Source organism: Streptomyces sp. NBC_01012 (assembly GCF_045162755.1).
GTDB lineage: Bacteria > Actinomycetota > Actinomycetes > Streptomycetales > Streptomycetaceae > Streptomyces.
In genome coordinates this window covers 5,891,266-5,907,467 of sequence record NZ_CP108688.1, presented here as the reverse complement: position 1 = coordinate 5,907,467, position 16,202 = coordinate 5,891,266, and the positions used below count along the sequence as shown (strand labels likewise).

The window sequence follows — 16,202 nt, the reverse complement described above, 5'->3', positions numbered from 1 at the left end:
GACGGCCGTGACGGCGCGATGCGAGGATGCGCGCAAACATGCCTGGTTCACCGGTTGGAAGGAGCCTCTGCGATGCAGGGCGACCCCGAGGTCATCGAGTTCCTGAACGAACAGCTGACCGCCGAATTGACTGCCATCAATCAGTACTTCCTGCACGCGAAGATGCAGGACAACTTCGGCTGGACGAAGCTCGCCAAGTACACCAGGGCGGAATCGTTCGACGAGATGAAGCACGCGGAGATCCTGACCGACCGGATCCTGTTCCTGGACGGGCTGCCCAACTATCAGCGGCTCTTCCATGTGCGGGTCGGCCAGACGGTCACCGAGATGTTCCAGGCCGACCGTCAGATCGAGGTGGAGGCGATCGATCGCCTCAGGCGTGGCATCGAGGTAATGCGCGGCAAGAGCGACATCACGTCGGCGAACATCTTCGAGTCCATCCTGGAGGACGAGGAGCATCACATCGACTATCTCGACACCCAGCTGGATCTGGTCGAGAAGCTCGGTGAGCCGCTCTACATCGCCCAGGTGATCGAGCAGCCGGACAGCTGATCCTCAGGCGGCGTCGGAAAGCCTGACATCCGGCGTGCTGCCGAGAGCGAGGGGCACTCCTGCCGTGGCGCCCTCCGGCGCCGTACGCCCTTCGACGAGCTCACGGCGGGGGCAGCTGCCTCGGCCCAGCAGCGCCTGGATCCGGCGGACGCAGCCGCCGCAGTCGGTGCCGGCCTTGCAGGCGGAGGCGATCTGGCGAGGCGTGCACGCTCCGCCGTCCGCATGCTGCTTGACCTGGTCCTCCGTGATCCCGAAGCAGGAGCAGACGTACATGCGGTTCACCTCCCGACGGGTTCGGTCGCTGCGCCGTCCCGATCCATTCGGTGAGGCTAACCTAACCTTACCCGCGAGCACGCGTACGTAAAGCCCCGTTACGCCTGTGGGGCACGGATCACATCGATCCGTGCCCCACGGGCTTCACCACACGGGTGCGGTCCTACTGGTCGCGGTACATCTCGGCGACCAGGAAGGCCAGGTCGAGGGACTGGCTGCGGTTGAGGCGCGGGTCGCAGGCCGTCTCGTAGCGCTGGTGCAGATCGTCCACGAAGATCTCGTGGCCGCCGCCGACGCACTCGGTGACATCGTCACCCGTGAGCTCGACGTGGATGCCGCCGGGGTGCGTCCCGAGCTCCTTGTGCACCTCGAAGAAGCCCTTGACCTCGTCCAGGACGTCGTCGAAGCGGCGCGTCTTGTGGCCCGACGCGGCCTCGAAGGTGTTTCCGTGCATCGGGTCGGTCACCCAGACCACCTTGGCACCGGAGGCGGTGACCTTGTCGACCAGCTCGGGGAGCTTGTCGCGCACCTTGTCGGCGCCCATGCGGACGACGAAGGTCAGCCGGCCCGGCTCGCGCTCGGGGTCGAGGCGGTCGATGTAGCCGAGGGCGTCGTCGACGGTGGTCGTCGGGCCGAGCTTGATCCCGATGGGGTTGCGGATCTTCGAGGCGAACTCGATGTGCGCGCCGTCCATCTGGCGGGTGCGCTCACCGATCCAGACCATGTGGGCCGAGGTGTCGTACAGCCGGCCGGTGCGCGAGTCGGTGCGGGTCAGCGACGACTCGTAGTCAAGGAGCAGCGCCTCGTGCGAGGCGTAGAACTCGACGGCCTTGAACTCGGCCGGGTCCGTGCCGCAGGCCTTCATGAAGTTCAGCGCGTTGTCGATCTCGCGGGCCAGGGCCTCGTAACGCTGCCCGGACGGCGATGACTTCACGAAGTCCTGGTTCCAGGCGTGCACCTGGCGCAGGTCGGCATAGCCGCCGGTGGTGAAGGCACGCACCAGGTTCAGGGTGGAAGCGGACGCGTGGTACATCTGCTTCAGCCGCTCGGGGTCCGGGATCCGGGCCGCTTCGGTGAATTCGAAGCCGTTGACGGAGTCACCGCGGTAGGTCGGCAGGGTCACGCCGTCGCGGGTCTCGGTCGGCTTGGAGCGCGGCTTGGAGTACTGCCCCGCGATACGGCCGATCTTGACGACCGGCACCGAGGCGGCGTACGTCAGGACGGCGCTCATCTGGAGCAGCGTCTTCAGCTTGGCCCTGATGTGCTCGGCGGACACCGCGTCGAAGGCTTCGGCGCAGTCGCCGCCCTGGAGCAGGAACGCCTCGCCCTCGGCGACGGCTCCCAGACGGGCGCGCAGTTGGTCGCACTCGCCGGCGAAGACGAGCGGAGGATACGACTCGAGGTCCGCGAGTACATCGCGCAGAGCCTCGGCATCGGGGTACTCGGGCTGCTGCGCCGCGGGAAGGTCTCGCCAGGTGTGGCCACCGGCGACGGAGGTATTGGCGTTCACGGTCACCTCGACAACACTACGGGGTCGGCGGGTGCGGTCCGTCCGCCCGCTCAACAATTGAGACACGCGCTCATCCGTACTCCGCTTCCGCTAGGGTACGTGGCATGTTCGCGCAGACGACCCAGAACTGGTGGTGGACCGCTCATCCGGCGGCCCGCTGACTCATCGCGCGTACAGACTTCGCGAAGGCCGCCCGAGGGGCGGCCTTCTCCGCGTTACGGGGCAAGGAGCCGTTCCTCCAGCAGGAAGGAACATCCCATGCCAGACCCCACGCCCGACCGTGCCGCCCCAGCCGTGGACGTCCTGTCCGCGCTGCTCCGTGACGACGCCCCGCCCTTCGCGCTGCTGCGCAGGCGCACGCCGGGCCGGGACCACGACGTCGTCGAGGTGCTGACCGGCGAGGTGCGGGAGCTCGACCGGCTCGCCGAGATCCCGGTCGGTGAGCTGCCCTCGCTGGCGCTGGTGCCCTTCCGGCAGATCGCCGAGCGCGGTTTCGACGTGCGGGACGACGGCACCCCGCTGGCCGTGCTGGTCGCCGACAAGGCGTACGAGCTGCCGCTGGCGGAGGTGCTCGCGGGGCTGCCGGGACATGACGTGCGGGTGGAGGGCGGTGCCTTCGACGTCCCCGACGAGGAGTACGCCGACGTCGTCCGGCGGGTGATCAGGGACGAGATCGGGCAGGGCGAGGGTGCGAACTTCGTGATCCGGCGGACCTTCGGCGGTGAGATCCCCGGCTTCGGCAGGGCCGACGCCCTGGCGCTGTTCAGGCGGCTGCTGGCGGGCGAGCGCGGGGCGTACTGGACGTTCGTCGTCCACACCGGGGACAGGACGCTGGTCGGTGCGAGCCCCGAGGTCCATGTGCGGATGTCCGGCGGGACCGTCGTGATGAACCCGATCAGCGGGACCTACCGCTACCCCGCCGAGGGGCCGACCGCAGAGAGCCTGCTGGCCTTCCTGGACGACCGCAAGGAGACCGAGGAGCTCTCCATGGTGGTCGACGAGGAGCTCAAGATGATGTGCACCGTCGGCGACATGGGCGGTGCGGTGGTCGGGCCCCGCCTCAAGGAGATGGCCCATCTCGCGCACACCGAGTACGAGTTGCGGGGGCGTTCCTCGCTGGACGTGCGCGAGGTCCTGAAGGAGACCATGTTCGCGGCGACGGTCACCGGATCGCCCGTGCAGAACGCCTGCCGGGTGATCGAGCGGTACGAGCCCGGGGGCCGCGGCTACTACGCCGGCGCGCTGGCACTGGTGCGCCAGGAGCCCGGCGGGGACCGGACGCTGGACTCGCCGATCCTGATCCGCACCGCCGACATCTCCGCGTCCGGGCGGCTGCGGGTCCCGGTGGGGGCCACGCTCGTACGTCACTCCGATCCCGACGGGGAGGTCGCCGAGACCCATGCGAAGGCGGCCGGTGTGCTGGCGGCGCTGGGCGTCAGGCCGGGCCGGCCCGAGGCGGAGGCGGACCGCCCGCGGCTGGCCTCCGACCCCCGGGTGCAGGCCGCCCTCGACGACCGGCGGGGCGGGCTTGCCCCCTTCTGGCTGCGGATGCAGGAGCGCACCCACGACCTGACCGGCCACGCGCTGGTGGTGGACGGCGAGGACACCTTCACGGCGATGCTGGCGCACCTGCTGCGCTCATCGGGCCTCACGGTGTCGCTGCACAGGTACGACGAGCCCGGACTGCACGAGACCGTACGGGCGCACGAGGGCCCGGTGGTGCTGGGGCCGGGACCCGGCGATCCGCGGGACACGGCCGATCCGAAGATGCGGCTGCTGAGGGGGCTGGCGGCCACGCTGGTGCGTGAACACCGCCACGGGCTGCTCGGCGTCTGCCTCGGCCATGAGCTGATCGCGGCGGAGCTCGGTCTGGAGATCGCGCGCAAGGCCGTGCCGTACCAGGGGGCGCAGACCCGGATCGATCTGTTCGGCAGGCCCGAGACCGTCGGCTTCTACAACAGCTTCACCGCGCTCTGCGACGAGGCGGCGGCCACCGAGCTGGGCGCACACGGCATCGAGGCGAGCCGGGACACGGCCTCCGGTGAGCTGCACGCGCTGCGGGGGCGCGGCTTCGCCTCGGTGCAGTTCCACCCGGAGTCGGTGCTGACGCTGCGCGGCGCCACCATCGTGACGGAACTGCTGGCGGCGCTGCCGGTGCCGGGCTGAGGCACGGCCTACGGCGTGGGCGCCGCCGGGACCAGGAGGTTCTCGCTGCGGCGGCCCGCCAGGTGGTCGGTGACGTTGCGCACCGTGGCGTCGATGATCTGCCCCACGGCGTCACGGGTGTAGTACGCCTGGTGCGAGGTCACGATGACGTTCGGGAAGGTGACGAGCCGGGCGAGGGTGTCGTCGTCGATGCCCTCCACCGACTTGTCGACGTGGAAGAGCCCGGCCTCCGCCTCGTACACATCGAGCCCGACACCGGTGAAGCGTCCCGTCCGCAGTTCGGTGACGAGCGCGCGCGTGTCGATGAGGCCGCCCCGGCTGGAGTTGACCAGGATCGCGTCGTCCTTCATCGCGGACAGGGCCTCGGCGCCGATGATGTGCTGTGTGGCCGGGAGCAGCGGCACATGGAGGCTGATCAGGTCGGCCTCGGCGAAGAGGCGTTCCTTGTCCACGTACGTCATGCCGAGTTCGGTGCAGGCGGGGTTCTCGGCGATGTCCCAGCCGAGCAGATTCATGCCGAAGCCGTGGGCGATCCGGGTGAACGCCTCACCGATCCTGCCCGTGCCGACCACCCCGGCGGTGCGGCCGTGCATGTCACGGCCGAGGAGCCCGTCGAGCCGGAAGTCGAAGTCCCTGGTGCGGCTCACCGCGCGGACGATACGGCGGTTGACGGCCATGGCCAGGGTCCAGGCGAATTCGGCGACCGAGTGGGGCGAGTAGGAGGAGACCCGGGCCACGCGCAGGCCGAGCCGCTCGGCGACGTCGAGGTCGATGTTGTTGAAGCCCGTGGAGCGCTGGGCGATCATCCGCGTGCCGCCCGCCGCCAGGGTCCCCAGGACGCGGGGGCCGAGGTCGGCGTTGACGCTGGTGGAGATGATCTCGTACCCCGCGGCGATCGGCGCGGTGTCCTCGGTGAGGAAGACGTCCAGGCACCGGACGTCGTGCAGGCCGGCGAAGGCCTTCTCGAGGAGCGGCTTCTCGTCGGACTGCACGCCGAATGCCAGGATTTCCACGGTAGCTCCCGGGTCGTGGGTACGAGCTGTGGCGAATATACGACCCGCACCCCTGGGGCGCCGCCCAGAGGCCGCCCGGCAGGATCTCAGCCGAAGAAGACCCCGGCCTCCGCGTACAGGGCGGGATCGACCGTCTTCAGACGGGCCGTCGCCTCCGCGATCGGCACCCGGACGATGTCCGTCCCCCTGAGGGCGACCATCACACCGGAGACGCCCTCGTGCACGGCGTCGATGGCATGGAGGCCGAAGCGGGTCGCGAGCCAGCGGTCGAAGGCGCTCGGTGTGCCGCCGCGCTGGACGTGGCCCAGGACCGTGGTCCTGGCCTCCTTGCCGGTGCGCCGCTCGATCTCCTTGGCCAGCCACTCGCCCACGCCCGAGAGCCGGACATGGCCGAAGGAGTCGTGGGAGTCGTCCTTGAGGACCATCTCGCCCTGTGCGGGCGCCGCCCCCTCGGCCACCACCACGATCGGCGCGTAACTCGCCCGGAAGCGCGAGGTGACCCACTCGCAGACCTGGTCTGTGTCGAAGCGCTGCTCCGGGATCAGGATGACGTTGGCCCCGCCGGCCAGTCCCGAGTGGAGCGCGATCCAGCCCGCGTGCCGCCCCATCACCTCGACGACGAGCACCCGCATATGGGACTCGGCCGTGGTGTGGAGCCGGTCGATGGCCTCGGTCGCGATGGAGACGGCGGTGTCGAAGCCGAAGGTGTAGTCGGTGCCGGAGAGGTCGTTGTCGATGGTCTTGGGCACGCCCACGCAGCGGACGCCGTACGCGTCGGACAGTCTCGCCGCGACGCCGAGCGTGTCCTCGCCGCCGATGGTGATCAGGGAGTCGATCCCGTGCTCGGCGAGACTGTCCTTGATACGGGCGGCCCCCTCGCCCTCGTAGGCCGCGTCGAACGGATTGGTCCTGGACGAACCGAGGATGGTGCCGCCGCGCGGCAGGATGCCGCGCACCGCCGGTATGGAGAGCGGCACGGTCACGCCCTCGATGAGGCCGCGCCAGCCGTCCCGGAACCCGGTGAAGTCGTAGCCGTACTCCTGTACGCCCTTGCGGACGACGGCGCGGATGACCGCGTTGAGTCCGGGGCAGTCGCCGCCCCCGGTCAGTACTCCGACCCGCATGAAAGCATCCCTTCGTCGAAGTGAGCTCGCTACGGGCCACGCTAAGGGTGACTCAGGTCACTTCGGGATGGGCGGGACGGTCAATTCCTTTACAGCACGGGCGGGTTGTTTCTCAGGCGTCGTCGAGGCCGGCCTCGATGGCGTAGCGCACGAGCTCCACCCTGTTGTGCAGCTGGAGCTTGCCCAGGGTGTTCTGGACATGGTTCTGCACGGTGCGGTGGGAGATGACCAGGCGCTCGGCGATCTGCTTGTACGAGAGGCCCTTGGCGACCAGCCGCAGGACCTCCGTCTCACGGTCGGTCAGCTGTGGGACCGCCCGCTCGTCGGGGGCCGCCGGGGCCGGGTCCGAGGCGAGCCGGCGGTACTCGCCGAGCACCAGTCCGGCGAGGCCCGGTGTGAAGACCGGGTCGCCGGCCGCGGTGGCGCGCACGGCGTCGGTCAGCTCCTGGGTGCTGGCCGACTTCAGCAGATAACCGGTGGCGCCCGACTTCACGGCCTCCAGGACATCGGCGTGCTCGCCGCTGGCGGAGAGCACCAGGACACGCAGCCCGGGGTGCGATCCGACGAGCTCCTTGCAGACCTGCACCCCGGGCATCCCCGGCAGGTTCAGATCGAGCACCAGGACGTCGGGCCCCGCGGCCCGGGCCCGGCGCACGGCGCCCGGGCCGTCGCCCGCGGTCGCGACCACGTCGAACCCGGACTCGGCCAGGTCGCGGGCCACGGCGTCGCGCCACATCGGGTGGTCGTCGACGACCATCACCTTGATGGCGCGCTCCCCCGACTCCTGTGTCTGCGGTGTGCTCGGTGTGTTCGGTGTGTTCGGTGTGCTCATCGGGCCGTTCCTGCCTTCCCCCGTGAAACCTTCGGGACCTTCAACTCGACCTCGGTGCCCTGGCCCGGGACCGAGATCAGTTCTGCTGTGCCGCCCAGATCGCGCAGCCGGCCGCGGATCGAGAGGGCGACACCGAGCCTGCCCTCCCCCTCCGCCTGGTCCAGCCTGCCCTCCGGGATGCCGGGCCCGTCGTCCCGGACGGTGACGATCACCTCGTCGGGCTCGTCCTCGACCAGGATCCACGCCCGGGCGTCAGGCCCCGCGTGAACCCTGACATTGTCCAGTGCGGCGCTCACCGCGGCGGCCAGCTCGCGCGCCGCGTCCGCCGGGAGCAGCACGGGGGCGCCGGGCTCCGCGAAGCTGACCCGGGAGCCGGCGTGCGGGGCGAGCAGCGCGCGCAGGTCGCCCTCGTCGCCGCGGGCAGCGTCCAGCGTGTCCGTGCCGTCCTCCCCGCCGTCGGCGCCGTCCGGGGAGGGCCGGGTCGTGGGCACCAGGCCGCTGGAGACCAGGGTCCGCAGGGCGACCTCCTGCTCCCCTGCCATCCTGCCGAGCTCGGCGGCCTCGCCGCCCAGGGCCGTGCCGCGTCGCTGGACCATGGCCAGGACCTGGAGGACGCTGTCGTGGATGTCGCGGGCGAGCCGCTCGCGTTCCCGGGTGGCGGCCTCGATCTCCAGGGCACGGGCGAGGGTGCGCTCACTGGCACGGGCCACCTCGACGACGTAGCCGATGGCGATGGAGGCGACCCAGACCAGCACCACGTTGTGGAAGGTGTCCTCGCTGGGCTCACCGCGCTCGATGATGTTGACGACGGCGACGAGGGTGGAAGCGAAGGCCGCCCAGCGCCAGCCGCCCTTGAGGGCGAAGGCGAGGACGGAACCCGCGGTCCAGATCGACGGAAGCGTCGGGCCGTCGATGCTCTGCGCGTCGAAATCGGCGAGCGGGGTCAGGAGGATCCCGGCCAGGGCGACGGTGAGGTCCAGGCCGAGGAAGCGCTTGGTGCAGCTGGCGGCGTTGGCCACCCGGGGCAGGGTCGCGAGTGTCCAGACGGCGAGGCAGGCCAGATAGGCCACGGCCACCCAGGGCCGCTCGTACTTCGTGTGGCCGAAGCCGGAGAGCAGCGCCGCGTAGACCAGCGTCAGCACCCGGTAGGCGGTCAGCGCCCGCCACAGCGGCTGCTCGACCGACATCCGTACGACCCGTTCGCGTCCGGCCATGTCCCCCGTGTCCCCTCCCCCGGCTCTCGCCCCCATGCTGCCCGCTCCGGACGGCGGGCACGGCCGCTAAGGACCGGGCCGTTCGGTTTCCTTCTTCTTCGCCGCCTCGGCCTTCTTCGCCGCCTCGGCGATCTGCCGCTTGGCCGCGGTGGCGTAGATGTCCACGTACTCCTGGCCCGAGAGCTTCATGATCTCGTACATCACCTCGTCGGTGACCGAGCGCAGGATGAACCGGTCACCGTCCATGCCCTGGTAGCGGCTGAAGTCCAGCGGTTCACCGATCCTGATCCCGGGCCGCATCAGCTTGGGCACCACCTGGCCGGGCGGCTGGATCTTCTCCGTGTCGATCATCGCCACGGGGATGACGGGAGCGCCGGTGGCGAGGGCCACCCGGGCGAGGCCGCCCGGCTTGCCCCGGTAGAGCCGCCCGTCGGGCGATCTGGTGCCCTCCGGGTAGATACCGAAGAGCCCGCCGCTCTCGATCACCTGGATGCCGGCCTTGATGGCGGCCTCCCCGGCGCCCCGGCCGCCGGAGCGGTCCACCGGGAGCTGTCCCACGCCCTTGAAGAAGGCCGCGGTGAGCTTGCCCTTCACCCCGGGTGCGGTGAAGTACTCCGCCTTGGCGATGAAGGTCACCTTGCGGTCGATTACGGCCGGCAGGAAGAAGGAGTCGGAGAACGACAGATGATTGCTCGCGAGGATCGCCGGCCCGTGCACGGGGATGTTCTCCAGGCCCTCCACCCACGGCCTGAAGGCGAGCTTCAGGGACCCGCCGATGGAGAACTTCATTGCGCCGTAGATCAACTCGGATGCCTCCTGTGTGCCGTCGATGAGACCTTAACCTGTGCGGCGGTGACGGCCCTGGTCGGTGTCGGTCCGGTCGCGTACGGTGAAGTAATCCTTGCCGCACACCCCCCGCGCCCCCGCCCCCGTCCCGCTTCATGAACAGGAGACCCCGGTGCCGGTCCTCCCTGGATCCGAGCCGTTCCGCCACGAGGGCGGAGAGGTCGGTGTCCTCCTCTGTCACGGATTCACGGGTTCACCGCAGTCCCTGCGCCCCTGGGCCGGCTATCTGGCGGAGCGCGGGCTGACCGTGTCCCTCCCGCTGCTGCCCGGACACGGCACGCGCTGGGAGGACATGGCGGTCACGGGCTGGCAGGACTGGTATGCGGAGGTGGACCGGGAGCTGCGCGAGCTGCGGCAGCGGTGCGAGCGGGTCTTCGTCCTCGGCCTCTCGATGGGCGGGGCCCTGGCGCTGCGCCTCGCCGCGAAGCACGGGGACGGGATCGCCGGCCTGGTGCTGGTGAATCCGGCGAACAAGGTGCACGGCCTCTCGGCGTACGCCCTGCCGGTGGCCCGTCATCTGGTGCGGACGACGAAGGGGCTGACCGGCGACATCGCCCTGGAGGGTGCCCAGGAGGTGGGCTACAACCGGGTGCCGCTGCACGCGGCGCACTCCCTGCGGGCGTTCTTCCGGCAGGTCGACGCCGCGCTGCCCCAGGTGACCCAGCCGATCATGCTGCTGCACAGTCCGCGGGACCATGTGGTGCCGCCCGCGGACTCGGCACGGATCCTCAGCCGGGTCTCGTCCAGGGATGTCGAGGAGATCCTCCTGGAACAGAGCTACCACGTCGCGACGTTGGACCACGATGCGGGGCGGATCTTCGACGAGAGCTACCGGTTCATCGATCGCCTCGCAACCGACGCTGTCAAGAAGGGGAGCACGTCCGGTGGCTGAGCACGACGCGGAGCGCGCGGGCAGTGACGAGGAGCGCGAACCGCGCCCCACGGAAGGTACGGCCGTCCCCGAGGGTACGGAGGAGGCCAGGCCGATCGACGAGGCCGCGGCCTGGGAGGCGATCGTCGCGGGATACGGCGAGGAGCCGCCGGACCCGCCGGGCGCCAAGCCGTTCAAGTCGGTCGAGGATCTGGCCCTGCTCGACGACGGCCAGGTCAATGTCCTGGATCCCGCCCCCGAGTCCACCGCGGGCGACGACACGGACAAGGGCGTGGACGGGAAGGCACCGGACGGGCCCGGGGAGAAGCGGCCGCTCGGCGGCTCCGTCGTCTTCGCGCCCGGTGTCGGCGGCCCGCGCGACTACAGCCTGCAGGAGCCCAAGGACAGCGGCACCGGCGATCCGGACGACAGCGAGGAGGGGCATTTCGTCCCGCCGGAGCCGCCGCCGCTTCCCGAGGCCGATGTGACGGCCAAGTTCGCCTGGCTCGCGGTCGTCGGCGGCCCGGTGCTGATGCTGATCGCGGTGCTGATGCGGTGGGAGATGACGTGGTGGCTCACCACGCTCTCCATCGGCGGCTTCCTCGGCGGGTTCGTCACCCTGGTGGCGCGTATGCCCCCCGACGACGAGGAGGACGACGACCCGGGGCGCGGCGCGGTCGTCTGACGGGGCTCAGCGCCCGGCGGGCGGTGCGACCGGCTCAGCGCCCCGCGGGCACCCTGAGGGCGGCGAGCACGGGCAGATGGTCCGTGGCCGCCCGCAGGTCCGCGCCGTTGACGCCGGGCAGCTCGTCGGGGACGCCGCAGCCGAGCACCTCGATGCCCGGGGAGGCGAACACCGCGTCGATCCGCTTGCGCGGCGCGTCCGGCGGGAAGGTGAGCTCACCGCCCCACGGCCGCACGGTCCGGCAGTCCTGGAGCCGCCCCGCAAGCCGGCGGAAGGCGCTGCCCGACGGCTCGTCGTTGAGGTCGCCCGCCACGACGGTGTGCGGGACGCCCATCGCGTCGACGTGTTCGAGCAACAGCTCCGCCTGCGCCTGCCGTTCCTCCCGCTGGAGGCCGAGGTGGCAGCTCAGGACGCCGATCCGTGTCCCGGCGATCCGTACGACCGCGGTGGCAAGACCCCGCCTGTGCCGACCAGGGGTGAGCGGCAGCAGGACGTCCTCGGTGCGCTCCACGGTGGCGCGCAGGGAGCAGAGCAGCAGGGGCCCGGCCGCGGTCGCCCCGCCGCTGAGGACCATCAGGTCGGTGCGGGCCGCGAGCCGGGCCGCCGCCTTGCGCCACCGGAAGAAGCGCGGGGCCTCCTGGACGCACACCAGGTCGGGTGCGCAGGCGCGGATGACACGGGCCAGCGCCTCGGTGTCGTCGCGCAGCGAGCGGACGTTGTAGCTGAGCACCCTGATGACGGCCGAACCGTCGGGCTCGGTACGGGAGTCGGGCAGCGGCATCGGCGACGTGACCATGGGAGCACGATACGACGGACGCCCGCCGCGCCCCGGAGGGCGCGACGGGCGTCGGACGTGCTCCGCCCGGCCTGCGGCCCGGCGTGCCGGGTCAGCCCTGGCGTGCCAGGTCCGCCGCGCCCACCAAGCCTGCCTTGCCGCCCAGTTGGGCCGCGAGGACCTGCGCGTGCGGGCGCCATTCGCCGCCGATCAGCCAGCGCCTGAACGACTTGCGGATCGGGTCGAGGACCAGCTCGCCCTCGTCCGACACACCGCCGCCGACGATGAAGGCCGACGGGTCGAACAGCGAGGCGAGGTCGGCCAGTCCGGCTCCGGCCCAACGGGCCAGCTCACGGAAGGAGTCGATCGCCACCGGGCAGCCCTGCCGGGCGGCCTCGCTGATGTGCTTGCCCTCGATGCCCTCCACGGAGCCGTCGCCGAGTCCCAGCAGGATCGGGGCGTTCTCCGGGGTGGCGTTGGCGCGCTGCCGTGCGTATCGCACGAGCGCACGCCCCGAGGCGTACTGCTCCCAGCAGCCCTGGCTGCCGCAGCCGCAGAGCAGCCCGTCCGGGACGACCCGGATATGACCGAATTCCGCTGCCACACCGAAGCGTCCCCGGCGCAGCTTGTTGCCGATGATGACGCCGCCGCCCAGGCCGGTGCCGAGCGTGATGCAGATGACGTCGTCGTGGCCCTGGCCGGCTCCGAAGCGATATTCGCCCCAGGCCGCGGCGTTGGCGTCGTTCTCGACGACCACGGGCAGGCCGACGCGCTGTTCGACCTTGTCCTTGAGCGGCTCGTGGCGCCAGTCGATGTTCGGAGCGAACAGCACGGTGGCACGCTTGTCGTCGACGTATCCGGCCGCGCCGATGCCTACGGCCTCGACGTCGTGCCCCTCGCTCGCCCCGCCCACGGCGGCGCTGATCGCGTCCACGATGCCTTCGGCCGTGGACGGGGTCGATACCTTGAACGTCGAGAGGATCCGGCCCTCTTCGTCGACCACTCCAGCCGCGATCTTCGTGCCGCCGATATCGACGCCGATGGTGAGTCCCATGAATCCCTCAGTTTCGGTCGAGCCCCGCTACGGCCAACCGTACCCGAGCCGGGGACGGGTATTTCCTGCCCAGGGACAGCTTCTCAGTCCAGGTCGATGTGTTCGCTGCCGCCGGTGCCCTCGTCACGCGGGTCGGAGGGGTCGTCGGCCGCCGTCCTCCCGGCGCCCGGGGCGCTTCCGGTGCCGCCCGAGGTGCCTCCGGCACCCTCGGTGCCCTTGGTCCAGCGGCCTTCCTGGCCCTCGACCGCGGAGCGGTAGGCGGCGAGGAGTTCGTTCCCCGCGGCGGCGAGGTGGTCGAAGAGGTCCGGGTTGCGCTCGATGACCGGCTCGACGGCGGACCTGGCCTGCCGGATCACCTGCTGGACGGTGCCCTGGGCGGCCATGCCGAGCAGCGGCGACTGGAGCGTGGAGACCTTGTCGGCCACCGCGTCGATCAGCTTGCGCAGCTCCTCGGCCGCTGAGCCCGGCTGCGGGCCGTACTCGGCCCGGCGGCGGGCCTTCTCCGCTTCGAGATCCTCGGCGCAGGCCTCCGCCCACGCGTCGTCGTCGAAGGGACGATCGGTGGCTTCACTCATGGCGGGCTCCTGCGGCGCGGTTGTCTGCGTGACCGTGCGGGCCACGTACTACCGACGTTACCCGAACGGTGGTAAGCGGTTCATGGTGTCCGGGGCCAGAGCGCGGGGTCGGGTGTGAACCGGACACGCAGGACACCGCCGGTGAGCGCGGCCCCCGAGACGGTGCAGCGGCGCAGGGCGGACTCCAGGCGGACGATCCGGTGGAACGGTCCCGCGGTGAGGAAGAGTTCGTCGCCGCGCCGGACGAGCTGGAGCTCCTCCTTGACCGCCCCGGGCAGCGGCAGGCACCAGGCTATGACGCCGTCGCCCGCGTCCTCGGTCCACCAGGGGTCCCCGGCGTGTCCCGGCGTCCGCTCGTCGGGGGCGCAGTCCTCGGCGAGCAGGGCCAGGTCCTCCACCGTGCGCGGCTCGCGGCCGAGGTGGGCGGTCTCGCGTACGGAGGCGTCCTGCGCCCATTCCTGGCGCCAGTGGTCCAGGCACTTCTCCTGCCGGGCGGCGAGATCGGCGAACCAGGGGTCGCCCGCGTGACGGGGCAGCACCCGGGAGGCCACGACGGAGTCCACGCGCAGTCCGTGCAGGGCGAGTCCGGTACGGGCGGAGCTCAGCGCCTCGTCCGCGGCCAGGCCCGGCTCGGCGACCAGCCGCACGGTGGTCGCCCCGTCCTCGATCAGCGCCTGGACGGCGGCGAGTTCGGTGTCCTTGCGGGCGGCGGCCTCGTACAGCCACTGGGCGGGCATCGGCACACCGGCGAGCTGGGCGAGCACCGGGCGCAGGGCGCGGGCCGCCTGGCGCTCCTGGGGCAGGAGCCGGCGCAGATAGCGGCGCAGCTGCCCGGGCAGGGCGAGCAGGGCCAGGGCATCGGTGAGCGGGGGCAGGTCGACGACGACGACCTCGTGGCCGTCCTCGGACCTGTCGCCCGCGGCCACCCGGTGCAGGGCGTGCAGAAGGGCGAGCTCGGCGCTGCCGGGCAGCTCGGTGAGCTCCTCGGCGTCGAGCCGGTTGGCGCCGAGCAGGTCGAGCACCCCGGACGCACGCTCCTGGAGGCCGAGGAGTTCGGCGCGGAAGTGTGCGGAGGAGTCGACGCGGACGCAGGACAGCCGCTCGGCCACCTCTGCGGGCTCGGGCCCCGCCGGGAGGGCGGGCACCGCGTCCGTGGTGATCAGCAGGGTGCGGCGGCCGCCGCGCGCCGAGGCGAGCGCGGTCGCGGCGGCGACGGTGGTACGGCCTGCGCCGCCGGGGCCGGTGACGAGGACCGTACGCATGCGCTCAGGCCTTCGGGACGGACTCGACGCGCTTCTTGAGACCGGCCAGTGCCCGGTCGATGATGACCTTCTCGGCCTTGCGCTTGATCATGCCGAGCAGCGGGATCTTGACGTCGACCGCGAGCCGGTAGGTGACCTCGGTGCGGTCGCCGTCGCCCAGGGGTGCCAGTGCGTAGCTGCCGTCGAGGGCGCGCAGCATCTGGGACTTGACCAGGGTCCAGTCGACCTCGTACGGGCTGTTCCACGTGTAGGCGAGGACGTGGTCGTCCTTGATCGCTCCGGCGTCCAGGACCAGGCGGACCTGCTCGGCGCGGCCCTGGTCGTCGGTGGCCAGGATCTCGGACTCCTTCACCTCGCCGGTCCATTCCGGATAGCGGGCGAAGTCGGCGATCACTCCCATGACGTCGGCCGGTGCCGCCTCGATCGTGATGCTCGAGCTGGTGTGTTCAGCCATCGCCGTGGCCCTCCAGTGCGGTGTACCGGTCGCGTTCGACAGAAGCCTGCCGTCTGCAGGCTATCGCGTGCTGTCACCACTCCAGGGCCCAGGGCCGCCCGGTCGCGGCGAAGTGGCCCACGTTGACGCACTCGGTGACGCCCACCCGCATCCGGCGCACCAACGGCTGGTGAACATGGCCGAAAATCGCGTAGCGGGGGCGGGTGCGATGGATGGCGTCCAGGAGTGCGCGGCTGCCGCGCTCGAAACGCCTGGCCACGGTGTCGTACGTCAGCTCCGGGAGCTCCGGCGGGATGTGCGAGCACAGGACGTCCACCTCGCCGAGCGCCTCGACCTTGGCGGCGTACTCCTCGTCGCTGATCTCGTACGGGGTGTTCATGGGGGTCCTGAGGCCTCCCCCGACGAACCCGAAGACCCGGCCTCCGATCTCCACACGCTCACCGTCCAGCACGGTCGTACCGGAATGGGCGTACTCGGGCCAGAGCGTGGGCACGTCGACGTTGCCGTAGGTGGCGTAGGTCGGGGTGGGCATCGCGGCGAACATCCGGGCGTACTGCTTGCGCACGGCGGACAGGATCGCCGCGTTGCGGTCGACACCGGCCCACAGTTCACGGCCGAAGGCACGCGCCTCGTCGAAGCGGCGCGCGGTGCGCAGCTCGACGAGGCGATCGGCGTTGGCGGTGCCGAACAGGTCGGGGAAGATCCCGCGCGAATGGTCGGCGTAGTCGAGGAAGAGCACCAGGTCACCCAGGCAGATCAGGGCGTCGGCGCCGTCCCCGGCGCGCTCCAGTGCCTCCGCGTTGCCGTGGACATCACTGACCACGTGCACGCGTGTGCGGCGAGTGGGAATCGTGTGCTGATCGTGCGGTGTACCGGCGCCCATGGAGGTCACCCTAGGTCTCCGTCGGCTGCTCTGGGTAGAGGCCGCCGGACCTGCGATTACTTCCGGATCAGGACACGGGTGGACTAATGTGCGCCGAAGGACCACCAAGAGGT

At 71.0% G+C, this 16,202-nt stretch carries 18 protein-coding genes; 5 read left to right on the top strand and 13 right to left on the bottom strand.

The window, feature by feature from the left end:
* Positions 1 to 72: 72 nt before the first annotated feature.
* The gene (bfr, locus tag OG623_RS26570; protein ID WP_362887043.1) at positions 73 to 552 is read left to right on the top strand and encodes a bacterioferritin; all 480 of its coding nucleotides are present in this window, start codon (positions 73 to 75) and stop codon (positions 550 to 552) included.
* A gap of 3 nt (positions 553 to 555) precedes the next feature.
* On the opposite strand, the gene OG623_RS26565 is transcribed toward bfr, so the two are convergent.
* Positions 556 to 825: a bacterioferritin-associated ferredoxin gene (locus OG623_RS26565; RefSeq protein WP_406149832.1), complete on the bottom strand. Its 270-nt coding sequence runs from the start codon at positions 823 to 825 to the stop codon at positions 556 to 558.
* Positions 826 to 988: 163 nt separating this feature from the next.
* A complete protein-coding gene (locus OG623_RS26560; RefSeq protein WP_406149830.1) occupies positions 989 to 2,335 on the bottom strand; it encodes a class II 3-deoxy-7-phosphoheptulonate synthase in 1,347 nt (448 codons plus the stop codon).
* 104 nt (positions 2,336 to 2,439) lie between these two features.
* Between OG623_RS26560 and OG623_RS26555 the strand changes: the two genes are divergently transcribed.
* Together OG623_RS26555 and OG623_RS26550 are read left to right on the top strand one after the other, a co-directional pair.
* On the top strand, positions 2,440 to 2,496 hold the full coding sequence (locus OG623_RS26555) for a trp operon leader peptide (protein WP_124277238.1): 57 nt from the start codon (positions 2,440 to 2,442) through the stop codon (positions 2,494 to 2,496).
* 97 nt (positions 2,497 to 2,593) lie between these two features.
* Positions 2,594 to 4,501, top strand: coding sequence for an anthranilate synthase family protein (locus OG623_RS26550; protein ID WP_406149828.1), 1,908 nt, complete (start codon positions 2,594 to 2,596; stop codon positions 4,499 to 4,501).
* Positions 4,502 to 4,509: 8 nt separating this feature from the next.
* Here OG623_RS26550 and OG623_RS26545 read toward each other — a convergent pair whose 3' ends face one another.
* The 5 genes from OG623_RS26545 to OG623_RS26525 all read right to left on the bottom strand — a co-directional run bounded on the left by OG623_RS26545 (position 4,510) and on the right by OG623_RS26525 (position 9,488).
* On the bottom strand, positions 4,510 to 5,514 hold the full coding sequence (locus OG623_RS26545) for a 2-hydroxyacid dehydrogenase (protein WP_406149826.1): 1,005 nt from the start codon (positions 5,512 to 5,514) through the stop codon (positions 4,510 to 4,512).
* A gap of 86 nt (positions 5,515 to 5,600) precedes the next feature.
* A complete protein-coding gene (locus OG623_RS26540) occupies positions 5,601 to 6,638 on the bottom strand; it encodes a 6-phosphofructokinase (RefSeq protein ID WP_406149825.1) in 1,038 nt (345 codons plus the stop codon).
* 112 nt (positions 6,639 to 6,750) lie between these two features.
* The gene (locus OG623_RS26535) at positions 6,751 to 7,470 is read right to left on the bottom strand and encodes a response regulator (protein ID WP_406149823.1); all 720 of its coding nucleotides are present in this window, start codon (positions 7,468 to 7,470) and stop codon (positions 6,751 to 6,753) included.
* On the bottom strand, positions 7,467 to 8,684 hold the full coding sequence (gene macS / locus OG623_RS26530; RefSeq protein WP_406149822.1) for a MacS family sensor histidine kinase: 1,218 nt from the start codon (positions 8,682 to 8,684) through the stop codon (positions 7,467 to 7,469). Before macS ends, OG623_RS26535 begins: the two co-directional genes overlap by 4 nt.
* 66 nt (positions 8,685 to 8,750) lie before the next feature.
* A complete protein-coding gene (locus OG623_RS26525) occupies positions 8,751 to 9,488 on the bottom strand; it encodes a lysophospholipid acyltransferase family protein (protein ID WP_406149821.1) in 738 nt (245 codons plus the stop codon).
* A 154-nt stretch (positions 9,489 to 9,642) separates the two neighbouring features.
* On the opposite strand from OG623_RS26525, the gene OG623_RS26520 reads away from it, so the two are divergent.
* Together OG623_RS26520 and OG623_RS26515 are read left to right on the top strand one after the other, a co-directional pair.
* Complete coding sequence (locus tag OG623_RS26520; protein ID WP_406149819.1) at positions 9,643 to 10,422, top strand: alpha/beta hydrolase; 780 nt, start codon at positions 9,643 to 9,645, stop codon at positions 10,420 to 10,422.
* Positions 10,415 to 11,086 carry a hypothetical protein gene (locus OG623_RS26515; protein ID WP_406149817.1) on the top strand — a complete coding sequence of 224 codons (672 nt, stop codon included), beginning with the start codon at positions 10,415 to 10,417 and terminating at the stop codon, positions 11,084 to 11,086. The genes OG623_RS26520 and OG623_RS26515 overlap by 8 nt, the downstream gene beginning before the upstream one ends.
* Before the next feature lie 34 nt (positions 11,087 to 11,120).
* Here the strand turns inward: OG623_RS26515 and OG623_RS26510 are convergent, their stop codons facing one another.
* The 6 genes from OG623_RS26510 to OG623_RS26485 all read right to left on the bottom strand — a co-directional run bounded on the left by OG623_RS26510 (position 11,121) and on the right by OG623_RS26485 (position 16,089).
* Positions 11,121 to 11,882, bottom strand: a complete 762-nt coding sequence (locus OG623_RS26510; protein WP_406149816.1) for an endonuclease/exonuclease/phosphatase family protein — start codon at positions 11,880 to 11,882, stop codon at positions 11,121 to 11,123.
* A 91-nt stretch (positions 11,883 to 11,973) separates the two neighbouring features.
* Positions 11,974 to 12,915, bottom strand: a complete 942-nt coding sequence (locus tag OG623_RS26505) for an ROK family glucokinase (RefSeq protein WP_406149814.1) — start codon at positions 12,913 to 12,915, stop codon at positions 11,974 to 11,976.
* Between the two features lie 83 nt (positions 12,916 to 12,998).
* Positions 12,999 to 13,490, bottom strand: a complete 492-nt coding sequence (locus OG623_RS26500; RefSeq protein WP_406149812.1) for a DUF5304 domain-containing protein — start codon at positions 13,488 to 13,490, stop codon at positions 12,999 to 13,001.
* 80 nt (positions 13,491 to 13,570) lie between these two features.
* On the bottom strand, positions 13,571 to 14,752 hold the full coding sequence (locus OG623_RS26495) for an ArsA family ATPase (protein ID WP_406149811.1): 1,182 nt from the start codon (positions 14,750 to 14,752) through the stop codon (positions 13,571 to 13,573).
* A gap of 4 nt (positions 14,753 to 14,756) precedes the next feature.
* Positions 14,757 to 15,206, bottom strand: coding sequence for an SRPBCC family protein (locus tag OG623_RS26490; protein WP_406149810.1), 450 nt, complete (start codon positions 15,204 to 15,206; stop codon positions 14,757 to 14,759).
* Positions 15,207 to 15,279: 73 nt separating this feature from the next.
* On the bottom strand, positions 15,280 to 16,089 hold the full coding sequence (locus tag OG623_RS26485) for a metallophosphoesterase (RefSeq protein ID WP_406149808.1): 810 nt from the start codon (positions 16,087 to 16,089) through the stop codon (positions 15,280 to 15,282).
* Between the last annotated feature and the right edge of the window lie 113 nt (positions 16,090 to 16,202).